Annotated in this window: 16 protein-coding genes; 13 read left to right on the forward strand and 3 right to left on the reverse strand. The window is 54.7% G+C overall.

The genetic code is table 11. The features are described from left to right. From ACLQ7H_RS03075 to ACLQ7H_RS03095, 5 genes are all read left to right on the forward strand, one after another. The coding region (locus ACLQ7H_RS03075; protein ID WP_411751403.1) for a cellulose synthase subunit BcsC-related outer membrane protein at positions 1–443 on the forward strand (443 nt) is incomplete at its 5' end. Between the two features lie 322 nt (positions 444–765). After that, on the forward strand, positions 766–2,778 hold the full coding sequence (hmsP, locus tag ACLQ7H_RS03080) for a biofilm formation regulator HmsP (RefSeq protein ID WP_411751404.1): 2,013 nt from the start codon (positions 766–768) through the stop codon (positions 2,776–2,778). A 139-nt stretch (positions 2,779–2,917) separates the two neighbouring features. Further along, entirely contained in the window at positions 2,918–4,297 is a 1,380-nt protein-coding gene (locus ACLQ7H_RS03085) for a DASS family sodium-coupled anion symporter (protein ID WP_411751405.1), read from the forward strand. A 295-nt stretch (positions 4,298–4,592) separates the two neighbouring features. Further along, positions 4,593–5,885 carry a dicarboxylate/amino acid:cation symporter gene (locus ACLQ7H_RS03090; RefSeq protein WP_411751406.1) on the forward strand — a complete coding sequence of 431 codons (1,293 nt, stop codon included), beginning with the start codon at positions 4,593–4,595 and terminating at the stop codon, positions 5,883–5,885. Between the two features lie 320 nt (positions 5,886–6,205). Next, positions 6,206–7,702, forward strand: coding sequence for a M16 family metallopeptidase (locus ACLQ7H_RS03095; protein ID WP_411751407.1), 1,497 nt, complete (start codon positions 6,206–6,208; stop codon positions 7,700–7,702). Positions 7,703–7,936: 234 nt separating this feature from the next. Here ACLQ7H_RS03095 and ppiC read toward each other — a convergent pair whose 3' ends face one another. Beyond that, positions 7,937–8,218: a peptidylprolyl isomerase PpiC gene (gene ppiC / locus ACLQ7H_RS03100; RefSeq protein WP_021181563.1), complete on the reverse strand. Its 282-nt coding sequence runs from the start codon at positions 8,216–8,218 to the stop codon at positions 7,937–7,939. Between the two features lie 241 nt (positions 8,219–8,459). On the opposite strand from ppiC, the gene rep reads away from it, so the two are divergent. Beyond that, positions 8,460–10,484, forward strand: a complete 2,025-nt coding sequence (gene rep, locus ACLQ7H_RS03105) for a DNA helicase Rep (RefSeq protein WP_411751408.1) — start codon at positions 8,460–8,462, stop codon at positions 10,482–10,484. A 13-nt stretch (positions 10,485–10,497) separates the two neighbouring features. Here the strand turns inward: rep and ppx are convergent, their stop codons facing one another. Together ppx and rhlB are read right to left on the reverse strand one after the other, a co-directional pair. After that, a complete protein-coding gene (gene ppx / locus ACLQ7H_RS03110; RefSeq protein WP_411751409.1) occupies positions 10,498–11,991 on the reverse strand; it encodes an exopolyphosphatase in 1,494 nt (497 codons plus the stop codon). Between the two features lie 9 nt (positions 11,992–12,000). After that, the gene (gene rhlB / locus ACLQ7H_RS03115; protein ID WP_411751410.1) at positions 12,001–13,290 is read right to left on the reverse strand and encodes an ATP-dependent RNA helicase RhlB; all 1,290 of its coding nucleotides are present in this window, start codon (positions 13,288–13,290) and stop codon (positions 12,001–12,003) included. A 131-nt stretch (positions 13,291–13,421) separates the two neighbouring features. Between rhlB and trxA the strand changes: the two genes are divergently transcribed. The 7 genes from trxA to ACLQ7H_RS03150 form a co-directional block, all read left to right on the forward strand. Further along, positions 13,422–13,748 (forward strand): thioredoxin TrxA, encoded by a 327-nt coding sequence (gene trxA / locus ACLQ7H_RS03120; RefSeq protein WP_021181559.1) that lies wholly within the window; start codon positions 13,422–13,424, stop codon positions 13,746–13,748. 446 nt (positions 13,749–14,194) lie between these two features. Further along, positions 14,195–15,454 carry a transcription termination factor Rho gene (gene rho, locus ACLQ7H_RS03125; protein ID WP_021181558.1) on the forward strand — a complete coding sequence of 420 codons (1,260 nt, stop codon included), beginning with the start codon at positions 14,195–14,197 and terminating at the stop codon, positions 15,452–15,454. Positions 15,455–15,736: 282 nt separating this feature from the next. Continuing rightward, a complete protein-coding gene (wecA, locus tag ACLQ7H_RS03130) occupies positions 15,737–16,834 on the forward strand; it encodes a UDP-N-acetylglucosamine--undecaprenyl-phosphate N-acetylglucosaminephosphotransferase (protein WP_411751411.1) in 1,098 nt (365 codons plus the stop codon). Between the two features lie 20 nt (positions 16,835–16,854). Continuing rightward, complete coding sequence (wzzE, locus tag ACLQ7H_RS03135) at positions 16,855–17,907, forward strand: ECA polysaccharide chain length modulation protein (RefSeq protein WP_411751412.1); 1,053 nt, start codon at positions 16,855–16,857, stop codon at positions 17,905–17,907. A gap of 86 nt (positions 17,908–17,993) precedes the next feature. Next, positions 17,994–19,124, forward strand: coding sequence for a non-hydrolyzing UDP-N-acetylglucosamine 2-epimerase (gene wecB, locus ACLQ7H_RS03140; RefSeq protein WP_411751413.1), 1,131 nt, complete (start codon positions 17,994–17,996; stop codon positions 19,122–19,124). Then, positions 19,121–20,383, forward strand: a complete 1,263-nt coding sequence (gene wecC / locus ACLQ7H_RS03145) for a UDP-N-acetyl-D-mannosamine dehydrogenase (protein ID WP_411751414.1) — start codon at positions 19,121–19,123, stop codon at positions 20,381–20,383. Before wecB ends, wecC begins: the two co-directional genes overlap by 4 nt. Further along, positions 20,380–20,603, forward strand: a 224-nt coding sequence (locus ACLQ7H_RS03150) for an NAD-dependent epimerase/dehydratase family protein (protein ID WP_411751415.1), incomplete at its 3' end; no start/stop codon positions are given. The genes wecC and ACLQ7H_RS03150, both read left to right, overlap by 4 nt.

Consider the following 20,603-nt stretch of genomic DNA (forward strand, 5'->3'; position numbering starts at 1 on the left):
ATCAGAAGGACTTGAGCGGTTACTCCCTTGGGCAGGGGGGCTATTACAGCCCGCAGCAATATGTTTCGCTGGCGGTGCCGGTGAACTATCGCCAGCGCACGGAAAACTGGTCGTGGGAAGTCGGGGGCTCGGTGTCGATCTCGCACTCGAAAACCAACGATGAAAAACGTTATCCCCTGCAAGGGCTGATCCCAGACTCCCTGCCAGACAAGGACGCAGTGGAAAGCGGTGGCTCCTCCTCCGGCGTGGGCTACACGCTGCGAGCCCTGATCGAACGCCGCCTCAGTTCACATTGGACGCTGGGGGCCGGTATCGATATTCAGCAGGCAAAAGACTATACCCCGAGCCATGCGTTGATTTATCTGCGTTACTCGCTCGCCGGTTGGCAGGGCGATCTCGATCTGCCACCGCAGCCGCTGACGCCTTACGCCGACTTCAAGTAACGTGAAATGGTCGATTCGTGGTGTCGCCCACAGGGTAGTTTTGCTACCCTGTGACTGTTCCGGCTAGGATAATACCGAAACCCGCGCTTTTCCCGCTGCCACCAAGCGGTTGGTAAGGTAAACACGTGAGGCAATCGAGTATACTCAAGCCGCTTATCCAGCAAGCATTATTTCCCCTTATCCCAGCACCTCTTTGCAGGCGCTGATACGGAGCTGCTGTCAGGCACAGGGCTAAGCTCCCGTGGGGGAGGGGTAGGGTGAGGGCGTCATTACTCTCTTTCCGTTGTTTTTGTTTTTCAGCCAAATCTAGAGGTACAGGTTTTTGCGGGTCAGGCGTTCATTAACGATTAAGCAGATGGCAGCGGTGTCTGGTGTGGCACTGGTGACGATCTGTATCTTCATCGTGATCCAGTTATTCCACTTTGTGCAGCAGCGCAGGGATGACTATGCCCAGCAACTGGAGAATGTGGCCCAAGCTGTGCGCCAGCCTCTGGCAGAAGCCGTGTTGCGGATGGATGTGCCGGAAACCAAACGCGTGCTCAACTCTCTGCTGCCGGTGGGGATCCTCACCCGAGCGGATATCGTGCTGCCGAACGAGTTTCAGGCGCTGCATGCCAATTTTCCGCCGGAACGCCCGGTCCCTGCGTTAGTGGCGCGTATCTTTGAGCTGCCGGTACAGATTTCGGTGCCGCTCTATTCACTGCAGCGGGTGCCTGCCAATCCTCAGCCGCTAGCCTATCTGGTGTTGCAGGCCGATTCGTACCGCATGTACCAGTTTATTCTCAGCACGCTATCGACCATGCTGTCGACCTATCTGCTGTTGGCGCTGATCCTGTCGATCTCTGTCAGTTGGTGCATGAACCGGTTGCTGGTTTATCCGTTACGAGCCATGGCGCGCGAGCTGGAAAATGTCTCTCAGGAAGATATCCCTTACCACCAACTGATGTTGCCTACCCAACATCAGGACGATGAATTAGGCTTATTGGTACGCAATTACAACCGCAACCAGCAAACTCTGGCCAAGGCGCATACCGCCATGAACCGCCTCAGTACCCATAACTCGATGACCGAATTACCCAACCCGGTGCTGTTTGCTGCGCTGCTGGAACAGCATATTGCTGCCAGTATGCGGCCGCCGCGCTTTAATCTGCTGGTGGTGGGTATCGAAACCCTGCATGAAGCTTCCGGCGTGCTCAACCCGTCAATGCGTGAAGCGCTGTTACTGACGCTGGCGAAAAAGCTGCGTCAGGTGATCGGTGCGGACTGCGTGCTGGCACAGCTGAGCGATGCCGAGTTTGCCATCCTGGCGAAAAATACCGAGCAGCCCATTCACGCCATGCAGTTGGCCAGAAGAGTGATGGCCGCCATTAATGCGCCGCTGAACCTGCAACAGAAAATGCAGCTGCGGCCAAGCGCCAGTATTGGTATTGCCCATTACCCAAATCCGGGGGAAAGTGCGGAGCAACTGCTGCGTAGTGCCACCTCGGCCATGATGTCGGCGCATCGTGAAGGTAAAAATCAGATCCTGTTCTTCGAGCCTTGCCTGACCGAAAAAACCCAAAAGCGTCTGACGCAGGAAAGCGAAATCCTGCAGGCCTTGGAGCAACGTCAGTTCGCACTGTTCCTGCAACCTCAGTGGGACATGCAAACCAATCAGGTGACCGGCGCGGAAGCCCTGCTGCGTTGGCAACTGCCCGACGGACAGGTGATCCTCCCGGCGGAGGTGATCCCGCTGGCGGAGGAGTTGGGCGTGATTGTGCCCCTGGGTAACTGGGTGATGGAAGAGTCATGCCGTATCCTGGCCGCGTGGCAATCCCAGGGCATCACGTTACCGTTGGCAGTAAATATTTCGCCAATCCAGCTGCAGCATCAAGACTTTGTGCCTCACCTGAAACGGCTGCTGGACGAGCACCAGATCGACCCGCATAAGCTGTTGCTGGAAATCACTGAGACGGTACGTATCCACGACCTTGACAGGGCGCTGGAATTGCTACGGGAATTGCATGATTTAGGCGTGTCGATCGCCCTGGATGATTTTGGCATGGGCTATGCCAGCCTGAATTACCTCAATCGTCTCAAATCTCTGCCGATCGATCTGATTAAAATCGACAAAAGCTTTATTGATGGCCTGCCAGAAGACGATGCGATGGTGCGGATTATCAGCTCGATTTCCGAGGTGCTTAACCTGCCAGTGATGGCGGAAGGGGTGGAAACCGCCGTGCAGCGAGAGTGGTTGTTACAGCACGGCATTCGTACTGGTCAGGGTTTCCTGTTTGCCAAGCCATTGCCCCGTAAGGAGTTTGAGGCGCAGTTTGCCTCTGTTGCCAAAGCGTGACCTCCGTGGAAAAACCGGCAGTGAAATTTGTTTCTAATGTGTTAATGTTCACATAAATCAGATCTTTATCTCAACCGCACAAGCCATTCCCTTTACCCTATCCGTAAATTCAGGATCGTAGAGTAGAGGGAACGACCTCATGGCTGATATACCACTTAAATCTTCCACTTCATCACCCGCCACCCGTAGGGGCCTGTATATCCTGGTGGCAGACCTGTTGCTGTTTGTGGTTCTACTGCAAACTCTGCCGTTTAGTGCCAAGGAGAATATGGGTCTGGCCCTGCTGATGTTTATCGGCATTCTGTGGCTTACCGAGGCCGTGCACGTCACCATTACCGCGTTGCTGGTTCCCATTATGGCGGTAGGGATGGGCATGATGAATGTGGATAAGGCGCTGGCCTCCTTTGCCAACCCCACCATTTTCCTGTTCTTCGGTGGTTTTGCCTTGGCTACCGCATTGCATATCCAGAAGATAGACCGGCTGATCGCCAACCGGCTGCTGCTGCTTGCCCAAGGGCGGATGCTGGTGGCTGCCCTAATGCTGTTTGGCGCCACTGCTCTGCTTTCCATGTGGATCAGCAACACCGCCACCGCGGCCATGATGCTGCCGTTGGCGATGGGCATCCTGAGTAATCTGGATCGTCAACGTGAACATAACACCTACGTCTTCCTGCTATTGGGTATTGCCTACAGCGCCAGCATTGGTGGGCTGGGTACCATGGTTGGCAGCCCGCCCAATGCTATCGCGGCGGCCCAGTTGGGGTTGGATTTCATCGGCTGGATGAAGTTTGGTGTGCCGGTGATGCTGGTATTAATGCCGCTGATGGTGGCCACACTTTATGTCATGCTGCGGCCAAAACTGAGCCACCGTTTTGAAATCAAACTGGAAAGCTTCCCCTGGACGCCAGCACGCCAGATGACGCTCGGTATCTTTCTGCTCACTGTGGTGTGCTGGATTTTCAGCAGCCATATCAGCGCTGCCCTGGGAGGATTGAAGCAGTTTGATACCGTGGTGGCGGTAGGTGCTGCGGTATTGATCGGGATCAGCGGGGTGGCCAGTTGGGCGCAAATCCAGCAGAACACCGAGTGGGGAGTGCTGATGCTGTTCGGCGGCGGGCTAACGTTGAGCGTGATCCTGAGAGATTCAGGGGCTAGCGCCGTGATGGCGCACGGCATGGCAACGCTGTTTGGTGCCAGCCACTGGTTTATTATCATTCTGGCCGTGGCGACCTTCATCATCTTCCTGACCGAATTTACCAGTAATACCGCCAGCGCGGCGCTGCTGGTGCCGGTGTTTGCCACGGTTGCCGAGGCTTTGGGGATGCCTTCGGCACTGCTGACCATTGTGATTGGCATCGGAGCTTCCTGCGCCTTTATGTTGCCGGTGGCGACCCCGCCGAATGCCATTGTCTATGGCACCGGGGAAATCCGGCAAAGTGAAATGGTCAAGGTCGGTTTCTGGCTGAACATACTCTGCGTACTGGTGGTGAGCCTGTTCGCCTGGTTTATCTGGCGCTGAGTTTTTATCCTCCCGCCGGGTACTTTTCGGGCGGGAGAGTCGGTTTTATTGCTCAGTCAAAAACTAGTTTCTAGCGCTACTTAATCTGAGTTAATACAGAGAAAAGCTTCCGTAACGTTGGAACTTGTACATTGACTGACGCGTTTCAGCTCTTAAATTCACACCAATAGGCCTGGATCCCTCCAACAAGTTATTTCCATGTTGTTATGGGGGTGTTATTTTCCGCGCAAGCGGTAAACAGGACGGACGAGTGATTGTCCGCCTGCCGCGTTGTCCCCCCCCAAAGGATGTGCTAATGAAAACAACTATATTTAAGAGCCTCTATTTTCAGGTGTTAACAGCGATTACGCTGGGGATCCTGCTTGGCCATTTCTACCCTGACCTTGGTGCCCAGATGAAACCCCTGGGCGATGGATTTGTTAAATTAATCAAAATGATTATCGCTCCGGTGATCTTCTGTACCGTGGTGACCGGCATCGCGGGCATGGAGAGCATGAAGGCCGTGGGCCGTACCGGGGCGATTGCTCTGCTGTACTTCGAAATCGTTAGTACCATTGCGCTGCTGATCGGCCTGGTGATTGTTAACGTAGTGCAACCAGGTGCCGGGATGAACGTCGATCCGGGAACGTTGGATGCTAAAGCGGTGGCGGTCTATGCCGAGAAGGCTTCTGAGCAGGGGCTCGTGCCTTTCCTGTTGGATATTATCCCGGGTAGCGTGGTGGGTGCCTTTGCCAGCGGCAACATCTTGCAGGTGCTGCTGTTTGCGGTGCTGTTCGGTTTTGCCCTGCATCGCCTGGGTGAGAAAGGCCAGGTGATCTTTAACGTCATCGACAGCTTCTCCCGCGTAATTTTCGGCATCATCAATATGATCATGCGCCTGGCTCCGCTGGGGGCCTTTGGTGCCATGGCGTTCACTATCGGTAAATACGGTGTGGGCACCCTGCTGCAACTGGGCCAACTGATTGTCTGCTTCTATGTCACCTGCTTACTGTTTGTGGTAGTGGTACTGGGCTCGATTGCTCGCTACAACGGCTTCAGCATCTTCAAATTTATTCGCTATATCAAAGAAGAGCTGTTGATCGTACTGGGGACCTCGTCTTCCGAATCAGTGCTGCCACGCATGCTCGATAAAATGGAAAATCTGGGGTGCAAGAAATCGGTGGTAGGCCTGGTGATCCCGACGGGCTACTCGTTCAACCTTGACGGTACCTCGATCTATCTGACAATGGCGGCGGTGTTTATCGCCCAGGCAACCAACACCCATATGGACATCATGCATCAGGTGACCTTGTTGGTGGTGCTGCTGCTCTCCTCTAAAGGGGCGGCAGGGGTGACCGGTAGTGGCTTTATCGTACTGGCAGCGACCATTTCGGCGGTAGGGCATTTACCATTGGCCGGCCTGGCTCTGATCCTCGGTATCGACCGCTTTATGTCCGAAGCCCGTGCCTTGACCAACCTGGTAGGTAACGGCGTGGCGACGGTAGTGGTGGCCAAATGGTGTAACCAACTGGATGAAAAACAGCTGCAAGATGTGCTGAACAACAAAACAGGAAAGGTTTCTACTGACAAACAGCTGCCTTCTGCCTAAGTTTTTTCCTACCCTCAACATCGGCTGCCACTGGCAGCCGATGTCATTCCCCCTTGCTTATTGTTCATTTTTTCTCCATAACACCCTACAGCTATTATTTTTCACTGTGATGAGTGACATCCGCCAAGGCGCGCGGTCTAACAGAATGGTACACTTTGCGCTTTCTGCCCGACGGTGAAATTCAGGGTGTGATTGTTGCTGTGCCACGCACAGTTCAGGCCGTACTCGTCAGCATCGTGGCGAGACGATGCCTTATATTCCAGTGAGCGGAATATCCGTATTTGCATAAAAAATTGGCTAGTCATTAAGTAGGGGTTCACATGCAGGGCACCAGAATTCGTCTTTTAGTGGGTGGGCTGCTGTTGGTTGCGGCCAACGGTAGCGTGCACGCTGAAGCACTACAACCTGATCCTGCCTGGCAGCAGGGGCAGCTGAATAACGGTTTTTCTTGGCAGATCCTTGATACACCACAGCGCCCGAGCGATCGCGTTGAGTTACGCTTGATGGTCAATACCGGGTCGCTGGTGGAGTCTGCCCAGCAGATCGGTTTTGCTCATTTGCTGCCGCGTATTGCGATTACGCGCAGCGAGAGTTTTACCCAGCCGCAGCTACAGTCGTTGTGGCAACAGAGCGTGGACAGTGAACGGCCATTGCCGCCAGCCATCAGCTCTTATGATTTCACCATTTACAACCTGAGCCTGCCCAATAATCGCCCCGATCTGTTGAAAGAAGCGCTGGCCTGGTTGGCGGATACCACGGGCAAGTTGGCCATTGATGAGCCAACGGTAGAAGCGGTGATGAACGCCAATATGGATCCTATCGGTACCTTCCCGCCGAATCCCAAAGACACCTGGTGGCGTTATCGCCTGAAAGGCTCAACGCTACTGGCACACGATCCGGGTCAGCCGGTAAAGCGGCCAGTCAATATCGAGCAGTTGCAGAAATTTTATCAGCAGTGGTATACCCCGGACGCCATGACGTTATACGTGGTGGGTAAAGTTGAAAGCCGCAGCCTGAGTGAGCAGATCAACAAAGCGTTCTCGCCTCTTCAAGGCAAGCGTGAAACACCGGCAACCATGCCAACCCTGACTCCACTGCCACAGCAGCCAGTCAGCCTGATCAGCGATCAGGTGAAGCAGGATACGCTGTCAATCATGTGGGATACGCCATGGCATCCGATTCGCGATTCGCAAAGCCTGAGCCGTTACTGGCGCAGTGATATGGCCCGTGAAGCCCTGTTCTGGCACATTCAGCAGGTGCTGCAAAAGAGCGATCAGAAGAATATCAAGCTGGGCTTCGATTGCCGCGTGCAGTATCAACGCGCCCAGTGTGCGATCCACCTGAATTCACCGAATGACAATCTGAACAACGGCCTGGCCTTCATTGCCCGCGAATTGGTCAATGTGCGTAACAACGGCCTGTCTCAGGATGAGTACAATGCCTTGCTGGCACAGAAAACCGATCAGTTGAGCAAACTGTTTGCCACCTATGCCCGCACCGACACCGACGTGCTGATGAGCCAACGTCTGCGTTCACAGCAAAGTGGCGTGGTGGACATCGCTCCCGAGCAATACCAGAAGCTGCGTCAGGCCTTCTTGTCGTCGCTGACGCTGGAATCGCTGAACCAGGAGCTGAAGCTGCAACTGTCGCAGGATGCCACCTTGGTGCTGTTACAGCCGAAGGGGGAGCCGGAGATGAATATGAAGCAGCTACAGGAAACCTATAACGGCATCATGGCGCCAGCACCGGCCGTGGTGAGCGAAGAGCCAAAACCGGCGGACGCGGCTACCACAGCACCGGAAGCCAGCGCACAGTAATCATTGACCCCTCACCCCAACCCTCTCCCACAGGGAGAGGGAGCTGGTCCGGTGTGGTGGTCATGTACTGTGATAGATATGTTCCCTACGTGAAGGGAGCTGGTACGGTATTGTGATCGTTCTGTTCCCACGTAAAAGGGATCTGATTTGGTGCCGTGGTCAGGTAATTTTCTTTAGCTGATTGCTAGCTCGATCGGTCCCCTCTCCCTGTGGGAGAGGGTTAGGGTGAGGGCCCTAGTTGCGATACAGCACCTTGATGATGTGATAGCCGAACTGGGTTTTCACCGGGCCATAGGGCTTGAGCAACGGAATGCTGAACACCGCCTTATCGAAGGCAGCGACCATAGTCCCCTTGTTGAACTCACCCAGGGAGCCGCCGTTGCGTTTGGACGGGCAGCTCGAGTATTTGCGCGCCAGCGTATCAAAGCTGACGCCGCGCTTGAGTTTGGCCAACAGTTCGTTGGCCAGCGTTTCGTTATCCACCAGAATGTGCAGCGCGCTAGCGGTCTTTGCCATTATTTTTCCATTACCGTCATGCAGAATTTTTCGCCATTATACCTGTTTTATCCTATGAATTTCGAGTTGTAGCTAGGCGACAAGAGCGTAAATCCCCAGGAGCTTATTTTCGATAAGTGACTGGGGTTTACGATCGCAGGTAACAACGCTACAACTTGAAAGGCGACGGGTATAAATCTGAGCGGCGCTTTCTGCTACAATCCTTCTCCCCCAGCACACCAATATTGAGCAATAAAGCGCCATGCGATTAAACCCCAGCCAACAACAAGCCGTCGAATTCGTTACCGGGCCTTGCCTGGTGCTGGCCGGTGCCGGTTCCGGCAAAACGCGTGTGATCACCAATAAAATCGCCCACCTGATCCACCAATGTGGCTATCAGGCCCGGCATATTGCCGCCGTAACCTTTACCAACAAGGCGGCGCGGGAGATGAAAGAGCGTGTGGCGCAAACCATGGGGCGCAAAGAGTCGCGTGGCCTGATGATCTCAACCTTCCACACGCTGGGGTTGGAAGTGATCAAACGCGAATACGCCTCGCTGGGAATGAAGTCCAACTTCTCGCTGTTTGACGATCAGGACCAGCTCGCGTTGCTGAAGGAACTGACCGAGAAGTGGCTGGAAAACGACAAAACTCTGGTGGCACAGCTGATTTCGACCATTTCCAACTGGAAGAACGATCTGGTGGATCCGCAACGGGCAATGGGGCTGGCGCGCTCCGAGCGGGACAAGCTGTTCGCCCACTGCTACGGGCTGTATCACGACCATATGAGGGCCTGTAACGTCCTGGATTTTGACGATCTGATCCTGTTGCCCACCTTGTTGCTACAGCGTAATGAGGAGGTGCGCGAGCGCTGGCAGAACCGTATTCGCTATCTGCTGGTGGATGAATATCAGGACACCAACACCAGCCAGTACGAACTGGTAAAACTGCTGGTGGGTAACCGCGCACGCTTTACCGTGGTGGGGGATGACGATCAGTCAATTTACTCCTGGCGCGGTGCGCGTCCGCAGAACCTGGTGCTGTTACAGGAAGATTTCCCGGCGTTGCAGGTGATCAAGCTGGAGCAGAACTACCGTTCCAGCGAACGTATCCTGAAGGCCGCCAACATCCTGATTGCCAACAACCCGCACGTATTTGAAAAACGCCTGTTCTCCGAACTGGGCTATGGCGAAGAGTTGAAGGTGGTCACGGCCAACAATGAAGATCACGAGGCCGAACGGGTGGTGGGGGAACTGATCGCCCATCACTTTGTGAAGAAAACCAATTACGGCGACTATGCGATCCTCTATCGCGGAAACCACCAGTCGCGGGTGTTTGAAAAAATGCTGATGCAGAACCGCATACCGTACAAGATTTCTGGCGGCACGTCGTTCTTCTCACGCCCGGAAATCAAGGACTTGCTGGCTTATCTGCGGGTGCTGACCAACCAGGATGATGACAGCGCCTTCCTGCGCATCGTCAATACGCCGAAGCGGGAAATCGGTCCGGCGACGTTGCAGAAGCTGGGGGAGTGGGCCAATCAGCGTAACAAGAGCCTGTTCCGCGCCAGTTTTGACCTCGGCCTTGGCCAGTATCTGACTGGCCGAGGGCTGGAGTCGTTGCAGCGTTTTACCCATTGGATGGAAGGTATCATCCAGATGGTGGAGCGTGAGCCGGTGGCAGCCGTGCGCGATCTGATCCGCGGCATCGACTATGAAAGCTGGTTGTTTGAAACTTCGCCCAGCCCGAAAGCGGCCGAAATGCGCATGAAAAACGTCAACACGCTGTTTGGCTGGATGACCGAGATGTTGGAAGGCAACGATCTGGACGAACCGATGACGCTGACCCAGGTGGTCACGCGCTTTACGTTGCGTGACATGATGGAGCGTGGTGAAAGCGATGAAGAGCTGGATCAGGTGCAACTGATGACGCTACATGCTTCCAAGGGATTGGAGTTCCCCTATGTATTCCTGGTGGGGATGGAGGAGGGGTTATTGCCGCATCAGAGCAGCATCGATGAGGATAATGTCGATGAAGAGCGGCGTTTGGCCTATGTGGGGATCACTCGCGCCCAGAAAGAGCTGATTTTCACCCTGTGCCGCGAACGTCGCCAATACGGCGAGTTGGTGCGCCCGGAGCCTAGCCGTTTTCTGTTGGAACTGCCGCAGGACGATCTGGCCTGGGAGTCGGAACGCAAGGTGGTTAGCCCGCAGGAGCGGATGGAAAAAGGCCAGAGCCATTTGGCCAGTGTGAAGGCGATGTTGGCCAAGGCCAAGGGCGGTAGCTGAGGCAGGAGCGTTTTTAAGACTGCTCTTCCAAAAACAGTGGCCAGTGGGCATAGCTCTGCCAGTGGCTTTCCTGATCCAGCGCCTCTGCGCGCAGCGGATGTCGCTCCAACCAGCCGTGCGGCAAAATCACATGCAACTCTTCATCATTGGCGCGCAGGCGTACCGCAGGCAGGGTATCGTCACGGCGGCGGCTGGCAAAGATGATGGCCAGACGTAACAGACGACACATACGCTGTGCCACACGGGGCGGCACGGCATTCTGTTGGCTCAACAGTGGCAGATCGAGGGCATTGCTCTGGTTTTGCAGCAGCGTGGCTAACAGTTTTTTCTGTGCTGGGGTAAAGCCGGGTAAATCAAGATGACTGACCAGATAGGCGGCATGTTGAGGAGCCTGTTTGAAATCGACGCTCAGGCCGATTTCGTGGATCAGGCAGGCCGCATGCAGTAGCTCGCGACATCGCGTATCCAAATGCCATTCGTTGGTGGTCTGTAAACAGAAGTTCGCGGCCAACTGGCTGACGCGTTCGGCCTGAGCGATATCCAGCAGGTAACGGCGTTGCAGGTTACGCAACGTGCGGCTGCGGATATCCTGCTCGACCGGCAGATGCAGCATGCCATACACCAGCCCTTCGCGCAGAGCGCCACCGGCCAGCGTCATGCTTTCGATGCCCAGTTCCTGGAAAATGGCCAGCAGTATCGACAGGCCGCTTGGGAACACCAAGGCACGTTCCAGCGTCAGCCCTTCGATTTCCAGCTCTTCCAGTTTGCCACACTGGATGGCTCGCTGTTTTAGCTGCCGCAGTTTGGGCAGGGTAATACGTTCGTCCATCCCCTGCGCCACCATGATTTCCTGTAGCGCTTGCACGGTACCGGAGGCGCCGACACAAATCTGCCAGCCATGTTGACGAAGTTGTGGGGCGATCGGCCGCACCATTTCACGCGCGGCCTGTTCGGCGGCTTCGAAGTTATCCCGCTCCAGATTGCGATCGCTGAAGAAGCGCTCGAGCCAGGTGACACAACCCATCGAAAGGCTATACAGCTGTGCGGCCTGCGCACCCGTACCGGCGACCAATTCCGTGCTGCCACCCCCAATATCGACCACCAGTCGCTGGTCTGGGCCGCCAGTAGTGTGGGCGACGCCGTGGTAGATCAGGCGGGCTTCTTCTTCGCCGCTGATGACCTGAACGGGGCAACCAAGGAGGGTTTCGGCGGTTTGCAGGAATTCAGCCGCGTTGTTGGCCAGGCGTAACGTTGCGGTGGCGACGACCCGAATTTGATCGCGTGGGATATCCTGCAGGCGTTCCGAGAACAGCCGCAGACATTGCCAGCCGCGCTGCATGGCTTCCTGTGACAGGTGATTGTGCTGATCCAGCCCGGCCGCCAGGCGCACTTTGCGCTTGATGCGGGCCAGCGTCTGGATACTGCCAGCCACCTCACGTACCACCAACATATGGAAACTGTTGGAACCCAGATCGATGGCGGCATAGAGGGTGCTGGAACCTGGCATAGTCGTCTATTAGCCCGAACGTTTACGGTTGTTACGCGGCGCACCACCACGACGTGGCGCAGAAGAGTTACGGCGCGGGCCGTTGTTGCCACGTGGGCGCACCAGGCGCTTCGGTGCAGGCAGATCGCTCATCAGCGCATCGCTATTGTACTTGCTCACAGGAATGCTGTGGCCGGTATAGGTTTCGATGGCTGGCAGGTTAAGCGCGTACTCTTCACAGGCCAGACTGATGGAGTGACCGCTTTCGCCCGCGCGGCCAGTACGGCCAATGCGGTGCACGTAGTCTTCGCAGTCGTCCGGCAGATCGTAGTTGAAGACGTGAGTCACCAACGGGATATGCAGGCCGCGTGCGGCGACATCGGTGGCGACCAGGATATCCAGATTACCCTTGGTGAAGTCGTCCAGAATACGCAGGCGTTTTTTCTGCGCCACGTCGCCGGTCAACAGGCCTACGCGGTGACCGTCGGCAGCCAGATGGCCCCAGATGTCTTCACAGCGGTGCTTGGTGTTGGCGAAGATGATGCAGCGGTCCGGCCACTCTTCCTCGATCAGCGTCTGCAGCAGGCGCATTTTTTCTTCGTTGGAAGGGTAGAACAGCTCTTCCTGAATGCGGTGGCCAGTTTTCTGTTCCGGTTCAACTTCCACATATTCGGCATTGTTCATCTGCTCAAAGGCCAGTTCGCGAACGCGATAGGACAGGGTGGCAGAGAACAACATGTTCAGGCGTTGATCGACCGCAGGCATACGGCGGAACAGCCAGCGGATATCTTTGATAAAGCCCAGATCGTACATGCGGTCGGCTTCATCGAGCACCACAACCTGGATAGCACCCAGGTCGATATAATTCTGTTTGGCGTAGTCGATTAAACGACCGGTGGTCCCCACCAGGATATCCACGCCGCTTTCCAGCACTTTCAGCTGTTTGTCATAGCCATCGCCACCGTAGGCCAGGCCAAGCTTCAACCCGGTAGACTGCGACAGGGCTTCTGCATCGGAATGGATCTGCACCGCCAGTTCACGCGTAGGCGCCATGATCAAGGCGCGCGGCTGGTTGGTCTGGCGACCTTCTTTCGCCGGGTGGGACAGCAAATAGTGAAAAGTAGACGCTAAAAATGCCAGCGTCTTTCCGGTACCGGTTTGCGCCTGACCTGCAACGTCGCGCCCACTGAGGGTGAGCGGCAATGCTAACGCCTGGATGGGCGTGCAGTTGTGAAACCCTTTTTTCTCAAGGGCTTCAATGACTAACGGGTGCAGGGCGAAGTCGGAAAACTTCTGTTCGGTCAAGTGTGTTTTGCTCATAGTGTGGTAGAATATCAGCTAACTATTGCTTTACGAAAGCATATCCGTTGAAATAAAAGCGGTGAAATAAAATCACCCAAGTTGGTTTGATGCTACACCAACAAGGTAGACCTAATCCTGTGGAGTAGAACATGAGCGATAAAATTATTCACCTGACTGACGACAGCTTCGATTCCGATGTGCTGAAAGCCGAAGGGCCAATCCTGGTCGATTTCTGGGCTGAATGGTGTGGTCCGTGCAAGATGATTGCTCCGATCCTCGACGAGATTGCCGAAGAGTTCGCCGGCAAGCTGACCATTACCAAACTGAACATCGATCAAAACCCGCTTACCGCGCCTAAGTATGGCATCCGCGGTATCCCGACGCTGTTGTTGTTCAAGAACGGTGAAGTGGCAGCGACCAAGGTCGGCGCGCTGTCCAAGGGCCAGCTCAAAGAGTTCCTGGACGCGAATCTGTAATTAGGGCGGGAAGCCCCGTGACGGGCGTCTGGAGGGGGATTTTCATTCACCGCTAGACGCCTGCCAAGAAGCGTGTTAAGTTTAACCATACTGCATTTTGAACTTGCCATAAGTATTAAATCTAAAGAGTCAGAATCTAAGCATTACTCTACGTTGAACCATCGGCACTAGCATTTCACTGTGAACCGAGCCCGTGTTTTGACGATCAAGCGGTTTTACAAAAATCAGTTTTAAGGCACCTTCGATCTTAAACCGTCAGCGTGTGCGCCCCAGCTAAGCCATTTCTTACTGCGGCGGCCCAAGCAGCCCGGCGATCGAACGTCCAGTAACAGGCACGCATACCCTATGAATTTCACGTTGTAGCTTGAAAGGTTATGGGTATAACACGCTGCCATACCATTCACGATACTAGTTCGAGACACACCCCGAGTTTAAGAACCCCCACTATGAATCTTACCGAATTAAAGAATACGCCGGTTTCTGAGCTGATTACTCTCGGCGAAAATATGGGGCTGGAAAACCTGGCCCGCCTGCGCAAACAGGACATAATCTTCTCTATACTCAAGCAACATGCGAAAAGCGGAGAAGATATCTTCGGTGATGGCGTGCTGGAGATATTGCAGGATGGATTTGGTTTCCTCCGTTCCGGAGACAGTTCCTACCTCGCAGGCCCCGACGATATCTACGTTTCTCCCAGCCAAATCCGCCGCTTCAACCTCCGCACAGGTGACACCATTTCCGGTAAGATTCGTCCGCCAAAAGAAGGCGAGCGCTATTTTGCCCTGTTGAAAGTTAACGAAGTTAACTACGACAAACCGGAAAACGCCCGTAACAAGATCCTGTTCGAAAACCTGACGCCACTGCACGCCAACTCACGTTTGCGTATGGAGCGCGGCAACGGTTCTACCGAAGATCTGACGGCTCGCGTACTGGATTTGGCTGCGCCAATCGGTCGTGGCCAGCGTGGCCTGATTGTGGCACCGCCGAAAGCCGGTAAAACCATGCTGCTGCAGAACATTGCGCAGAGCATCGCTTACAACCATCCAGACTGCGTGCTGATGGTGCTGCTGATCGACGAACGTCCGGAAGAAGTGACCGAGATGCAACGTCTGGTAAAAGGCGAAGTTATCGCTTCTACCTTTGACGAACCCGCCTCTCGCCACGTACAGGTTGCCGAAATGGTGATCGAGAAGGCCAAGCGCCTGGTCGAACACAAAAAAGACGTGATCATCCTGCTGGACTCCATCACTCGTCTGGCGCGTGCCTACAACACCGTAGTACCTGCCTCAGGCAAAGTGCTGACCGGTGGTGTGGATGCCAACGCCCTGCATCGTCCGAAGCGTTTCTTCGGTGCGGCTCGTAACGTTGAGGAAGGCGGCAGCCTGACCATCATCGCTACCGCACTGGTCGATACCGGTTCGAAGATGGACGAAGTGATTTACGAAGAGTTTAAAGGTACGGGTAACATGGAGCTGCATCTGGCGCGTAAAATCGCCGAGAAGCGTGTCTTCCCTGCTATCGATTACAACCGTTCCGGTACGCGTAAAGAAGAGTTGCTCACCACCTCTGAAGAACTACAGAAGATGTGGATCCTGCGCAAGATCATTCACCCAATGGGCGAGATCGACGCGATGGAGTTCCTCATTAACAAGTTGGCGATGACCAAAACCAACGATGAATTCTTCGACATGATGAAACGCTCATAAAGAAGTAAAATATTCGAGGAACGCCACGCCTAGTCGTGGCGTTTTTTGCTTTTGGCGGATACGATGAGTAACAGTAAAGGAACGTAAGTTATTTTTACGACTTATTGAGAACTCATCTTATTTGCGCCTGTTTTCTCGTTAATGCGTTAAAGCAAGACACGTCTTGGGTTTTGATAAGTGTGGATCCTATGTCATAGGAAATGACTGAAAGGTCGCTGGGTCATGTGGCGCGGTTTGTTAGCCATGTTAAGCTGCCTAATCTTCTTCTGAGATTTGTTAACCGTGAACTTACTCACTATGAGTACTGAAATTCTTTTTGTTTTTCTGTTTTCTCTGGCTTTTTTATTTGTTGCTCGCAAGGCAGCAAAATCTATTGGTTTGGTTGATAAGCCTAATTATCGCAAACGTCATCAGGGGCTGATCCCGCTGGTGGGAGGGATTTCTGTTTACGCTGGCATCTGTTTTGCCTTCCTGATCTCCGACCAGACGATTGCACACAGCAAACTCTACCTCACCTGCGCCGGTGTCCTGGTATTCGTCGGGGCGCTGGACGATCGCTTTGATATCAGCGTCAAGATCCGCGCCACTATTCAGGCGCTGGTAGGCATTGCCATGATGGTATTTGCCGGCCTTTATCTGCGCAGCCTTGGCTATGTGTTTGGTGGCTGGGAAATGCAGTTGGGGCCATTTGGCTATTTGGTGACGCTGTTTGCCGTTTGGGCGGCGATTAACGCCTTTAACATGGTCGATGGCATCGATGGCCTGCTCGGCGGCCTCTCATGCGTGTCGTTCGGCGCGATGGGGATCCTGCTGTATCTAGGCGGCTATAGCGAGCTTGCCTTCTGGTGCTTCGCCATGCTGGCGGCCATTGTTCCCTATATTTTGCTCAACCTTGGCATCCTTGGTCGTCGCTATAAAGTCTTTATGGGGGACGCCGGCAGTACGCTGATCGGTTTTACCGCCATCTGGCTACTGGTGCAAAGTTCGCAAGGGCCAAATCATCCGATCAAGCCGGTCACCGCGCTGTGGATTATCGCCATCCCGCTGATGGATATGATTGCCATCATGTATCGCCGTCTGCGTAAGGGCATGAGCCCGTTCTCGCCAGACCGTCAACACATCCACCATTTGATTATGCGAGCGGGCTTTACGCCTCGTCAGGCCTTTGTGTTGATCACCTTGGCAGCTGCACTGTTGGCGGCGATTGGCGTGATAGGCGAACGCCTGACTTTTATTCCTGAATGGGTTATGTTGGCATTATTCTTGCTTGCATTCTTCTTCTATGGCTATTGCATTAAACGTGCATGGCGCGTCGCGCGTTATATCAAACGTCTCAAGCGTCGCCTGCGCAATGCAACGAACAATAAGCAAGTACCTTAACCTGAGGCTTTAGGGCAGTGATGAATCCTGAAACAACATCTGACAAGAATACCCCGGTAGTCGATAACGAACTCGATATCCGCGGTTTGTGCTGTACCCTGTGGCGCGGCAAAAAATGGATTATCGGTTTCGCAGTGTTGTTTGCTGCCGCCGCGCTGATCGTTTCCTACCTGGTGAAACAGGAATGGAGCGCCACGGCGATCACCGATAAGCCAACGGTGAATGCGTTGGGGGGATATTACTCTCAGCAGCAGTTCCTGCGTAATCTGGATCTGCGGACGCTGCCTGCGGTCGCCAGCGATCAGCCAGGCATCGCCGATGAAGCCTATAATGAATTTATCATGCAGTTGGCCGCCTATGACACGCGTCGTGATTTCTGGTTGCAAAGCGATTACTACAAGCAGCGCCAGGAAGGGGATGCCCGTGCCGACGCGGCGTTGCTTGATGACCTGATTAACAATATCCAGTTCACGCCGCGCGACGATAAAAAAGTGCTGAATGACAGCGTGAAACTCACTGCCGAGACTGCGCCAGACTCCAACCATCTGCTGCGTCAGTATGTTGCCTTTGCCAGCCATCGTGCGGCACAGCATCTGAACGAAGAGATCCAGGGAGCCTGGGCGGCACGTACTACCTCGATGAGTGCACAGGTAAAACGCCAGGAAGCGGTAGCCGATGCGGTGTATCAGCGTGAACTCAAGACCGTGCAGCAGGCGCTGAAAATTGCCGAGCAGCAGGGGATTAGCCGTACGCAGACCGATACGCCAGCCGAACAGCTGCCAGACTCCGATCTGTTCCTGCTGGGCAAACCTATGCTGCAGGCCCGTCTGGAAGGTTTACAGGCTTCTGGCCCGGCTTACGATGTGAGCTACGATCAGAACCGGGCGATGCTGGCAACCTTGAACGTTGGTCCAACGTTGGATGCCAAATTCCAGACCTACCGCTATTTACGTACGCCTGAAGAGCCGGTGAAGCGTGATAGCCCACGTCGGGTATTCTGGCTGATTATGTGGGGCTCGATTGGTGGTCTGATTGGTGCAGGTGTGGCCTTGGTACGCCGGCCACGTAGTTAATCCATAATATAATAATTTCGCTGTTGGGCACTCAGTGCCCAACTTTGCAGGTTCTCCTGCGCTTCACCGACCAAAAGAGATTCGCTGTGAAAGTGTTGACTGTTTTTGGCACCAGACCGGAAGCCATCAAAATGGCACCTCTGGTACATGCTCTGGCTCAGGATGATGCCTTTGAGTCAAGAGTCTGCGTTACGGCACAGCATCGCGAGATGCTGGATCAGGTACTGCGTTTGTTTGAAATCGTACCGGATTACGACCTGAATATTATGAAACCTGGCCAGGGGCTGAGTGAAATCACCTGCCGCATTCTGGAAGGGTTGAAGGGCGTAATGGAGGAATTCAAACCAGACGTGGTGTTGGTTCATGGTGATACAACGACCACCATGGCGACCAGCCTGGCTGCGTTCTATCAACGTATCCCTGTGGGGCATGTGGAAGCGGGTCTGCGTACCGGTAATCTCTATTCTCCGTGGCCTGAAGAGGCCAACCGCAAGTTGACGGGGCATTTGGCGATGTACCACTTTGCGCCAACCGAAAACTCACGGCAGAACCTGCTGCGTGAATCGCTGCGGGATGACCATATTTTCGTCACGGGCAACACCGTGATTGATGCGCTGCTGTGGGTGCGGGATCGCATCATGCACAATCCGGAACTGCGCACCAGCCTTGACCAGCGCTATCCTTTCCTGGATGCCAACAAAAAACTGATCCTGGTAACCGGTCACCGCCGCGAAAGCTTCGGTGGCGGGTTCGAGCGCATTTGTAGCGCCTTGGCCGAGATTGCCTGCCAGCATCCTGAGGTACAGGTAGTCTATCCGGTGCACCTCAATCCCAATGTCAGCGAGCCAGTCAACCGCATTTTGAAGGGTATCGATAACGTCATTCTGATCGATCCGCAGGATTACCTGCCGTTTGTCTATCTGATGACGCGCTCTTATCTGATCCTGACCGATTCGGGTGGTATTCAGGAAGAGGCACCCTCACTGGGTAAGCCGGTGCTGGTGATGCGTGATACCACCGAACGACCTGAGGCGGTAGATGCGGGCACGGTACAGTTGGTGGGAACGGACGTTGCTAAAATTGTTGATGCGGTAACCCGGCTATTGACCGATGAAGGTGAATACCACGCCATGAGCCGGGCGCATAACCCATACGGTGACGGGCATGCCTGCCAACGTATCCTAGAAGCTTTAAAGAATCATCAGGTGACACTATGAGTTTTAACACTATTTCAGTTATTGGTCTGGGTTATATCGGCTTGCCAACGGCGGCGGCGTTTGCTTCCCGCAAGAAAAAAGTGGTGGGCGTAGATGTTAACCAGCATGCGGTAGATACCATTAACCGCGGTGCCATCCACATCGTCGAACCCGATCTGGATCGCGTGGTAAAAGAAGCGGTGGAAGGCGGTTATCTGCAGGCAGTGAACAAACCGCTAGCGGCCGATGCGTTCCTGATCGCCGTACCAACGCCGTTCAAAGGGGATCACGAACCCGATCTGGCCTATGTTGAAGCGGCCGCCAAGTCATTGGCACCGGTACTGAAAAAAGGTGATCTGGTGATCCTGGAGTCCACTTCACCGGTGGGCGCAACCGAACAGATGGCCCTGTGGCTGGCAGAGGCGCGTAGCGATCTGAGCTTCCCGCAGGATGCCGGTGAGCAGGCCGATGTGAACATTGCCTACTGCCCTGAGCGCGTGCTGCCTGGGCAGGTGATGGTTGAGCTGATCCAGAATGACCGCGTGATCGGCGGGATGACGCCAAAATGCTCCGAGCGCGCTAGCGCGCTGTACAAGATTTTCCTTGAAGGTGAGTGTGTGATCACCAACTCGCGCACCGCCGAGATGTGCAAACTGACGGAAAACAGCTTCCGCGACGTTAATATCGCGTTCGCCAACGAGCTTTCGCTGATCTGTGCCGACCAGGGTATCAACGTGTGGGAACTGATCCGCCTGGCTAACCGCCATCCGCGTGTCAACATTCTGCAACCTGGCCCTGGCGTGGGCGGGCACTGTATCGCCGTTGACCCTTGGTTCATCGTGGCGCAGAACCCGCAGCAGGCTCGTCTGATCCATACCGCGCGCCTGGTTAACGACGGTAAACCGCTCTGGGTGGTCGATCGCGTCAAGGCGGCTGTGGCAGATTGCCTGGCGGCGACTAACAAGCGCGCTTCAGAAGTGAAGATTGCCTGCTTCGGTTTGGCGTTCAAACCCAATATTGATGACCTGCGTGAAAGCCCGGCGGTTGAAGTGGCTCACCTGATTGCCGATTGGCACGTGGGTGAAACCATGGCGGTCGAGCCTAACGTTGAGCAACTGCCGAAGTCATTGGCGGGCCACGTTACGCTGAAAAAATTGCCTGAGGCCTTACAGCAGGCGGATGTGATCGTGATGCTGGTCGATCATAAAGAATTCAAGGCGATCAGGCCGGAAGAGATTAAGCAGTCCTGGATCGTGGACACCAAAGGAGTTTGGCGTTGAAACGTATTTTGGTCACTGGCGGGGCCGGATTTATCGGCTCTGCCGTAGTAAGACACATCATCGAGGGTACCCGCGACAGCGTGGTGGTGGTTGATAAGCTCACCTATGCCGGTAACCTCGAGTCGCTGGCGGGTGTGGCGGACAACGAGCGCTATGCTTTCGAGCAGGTAGATATCTGCGACCGTGCCGCACTGGACCGCGTATTTGCGCAGTACCAGCC

It is taken from the genome of Serratia sp. (in: enterobacteria) (genome assembly GCF_046715635.1).
Taxonomy (GTDB): Bacteria; Pseudomonadota; Gammaproteobacteria; order Enterobacterales; family Enterobacteriaceae; genus Chania.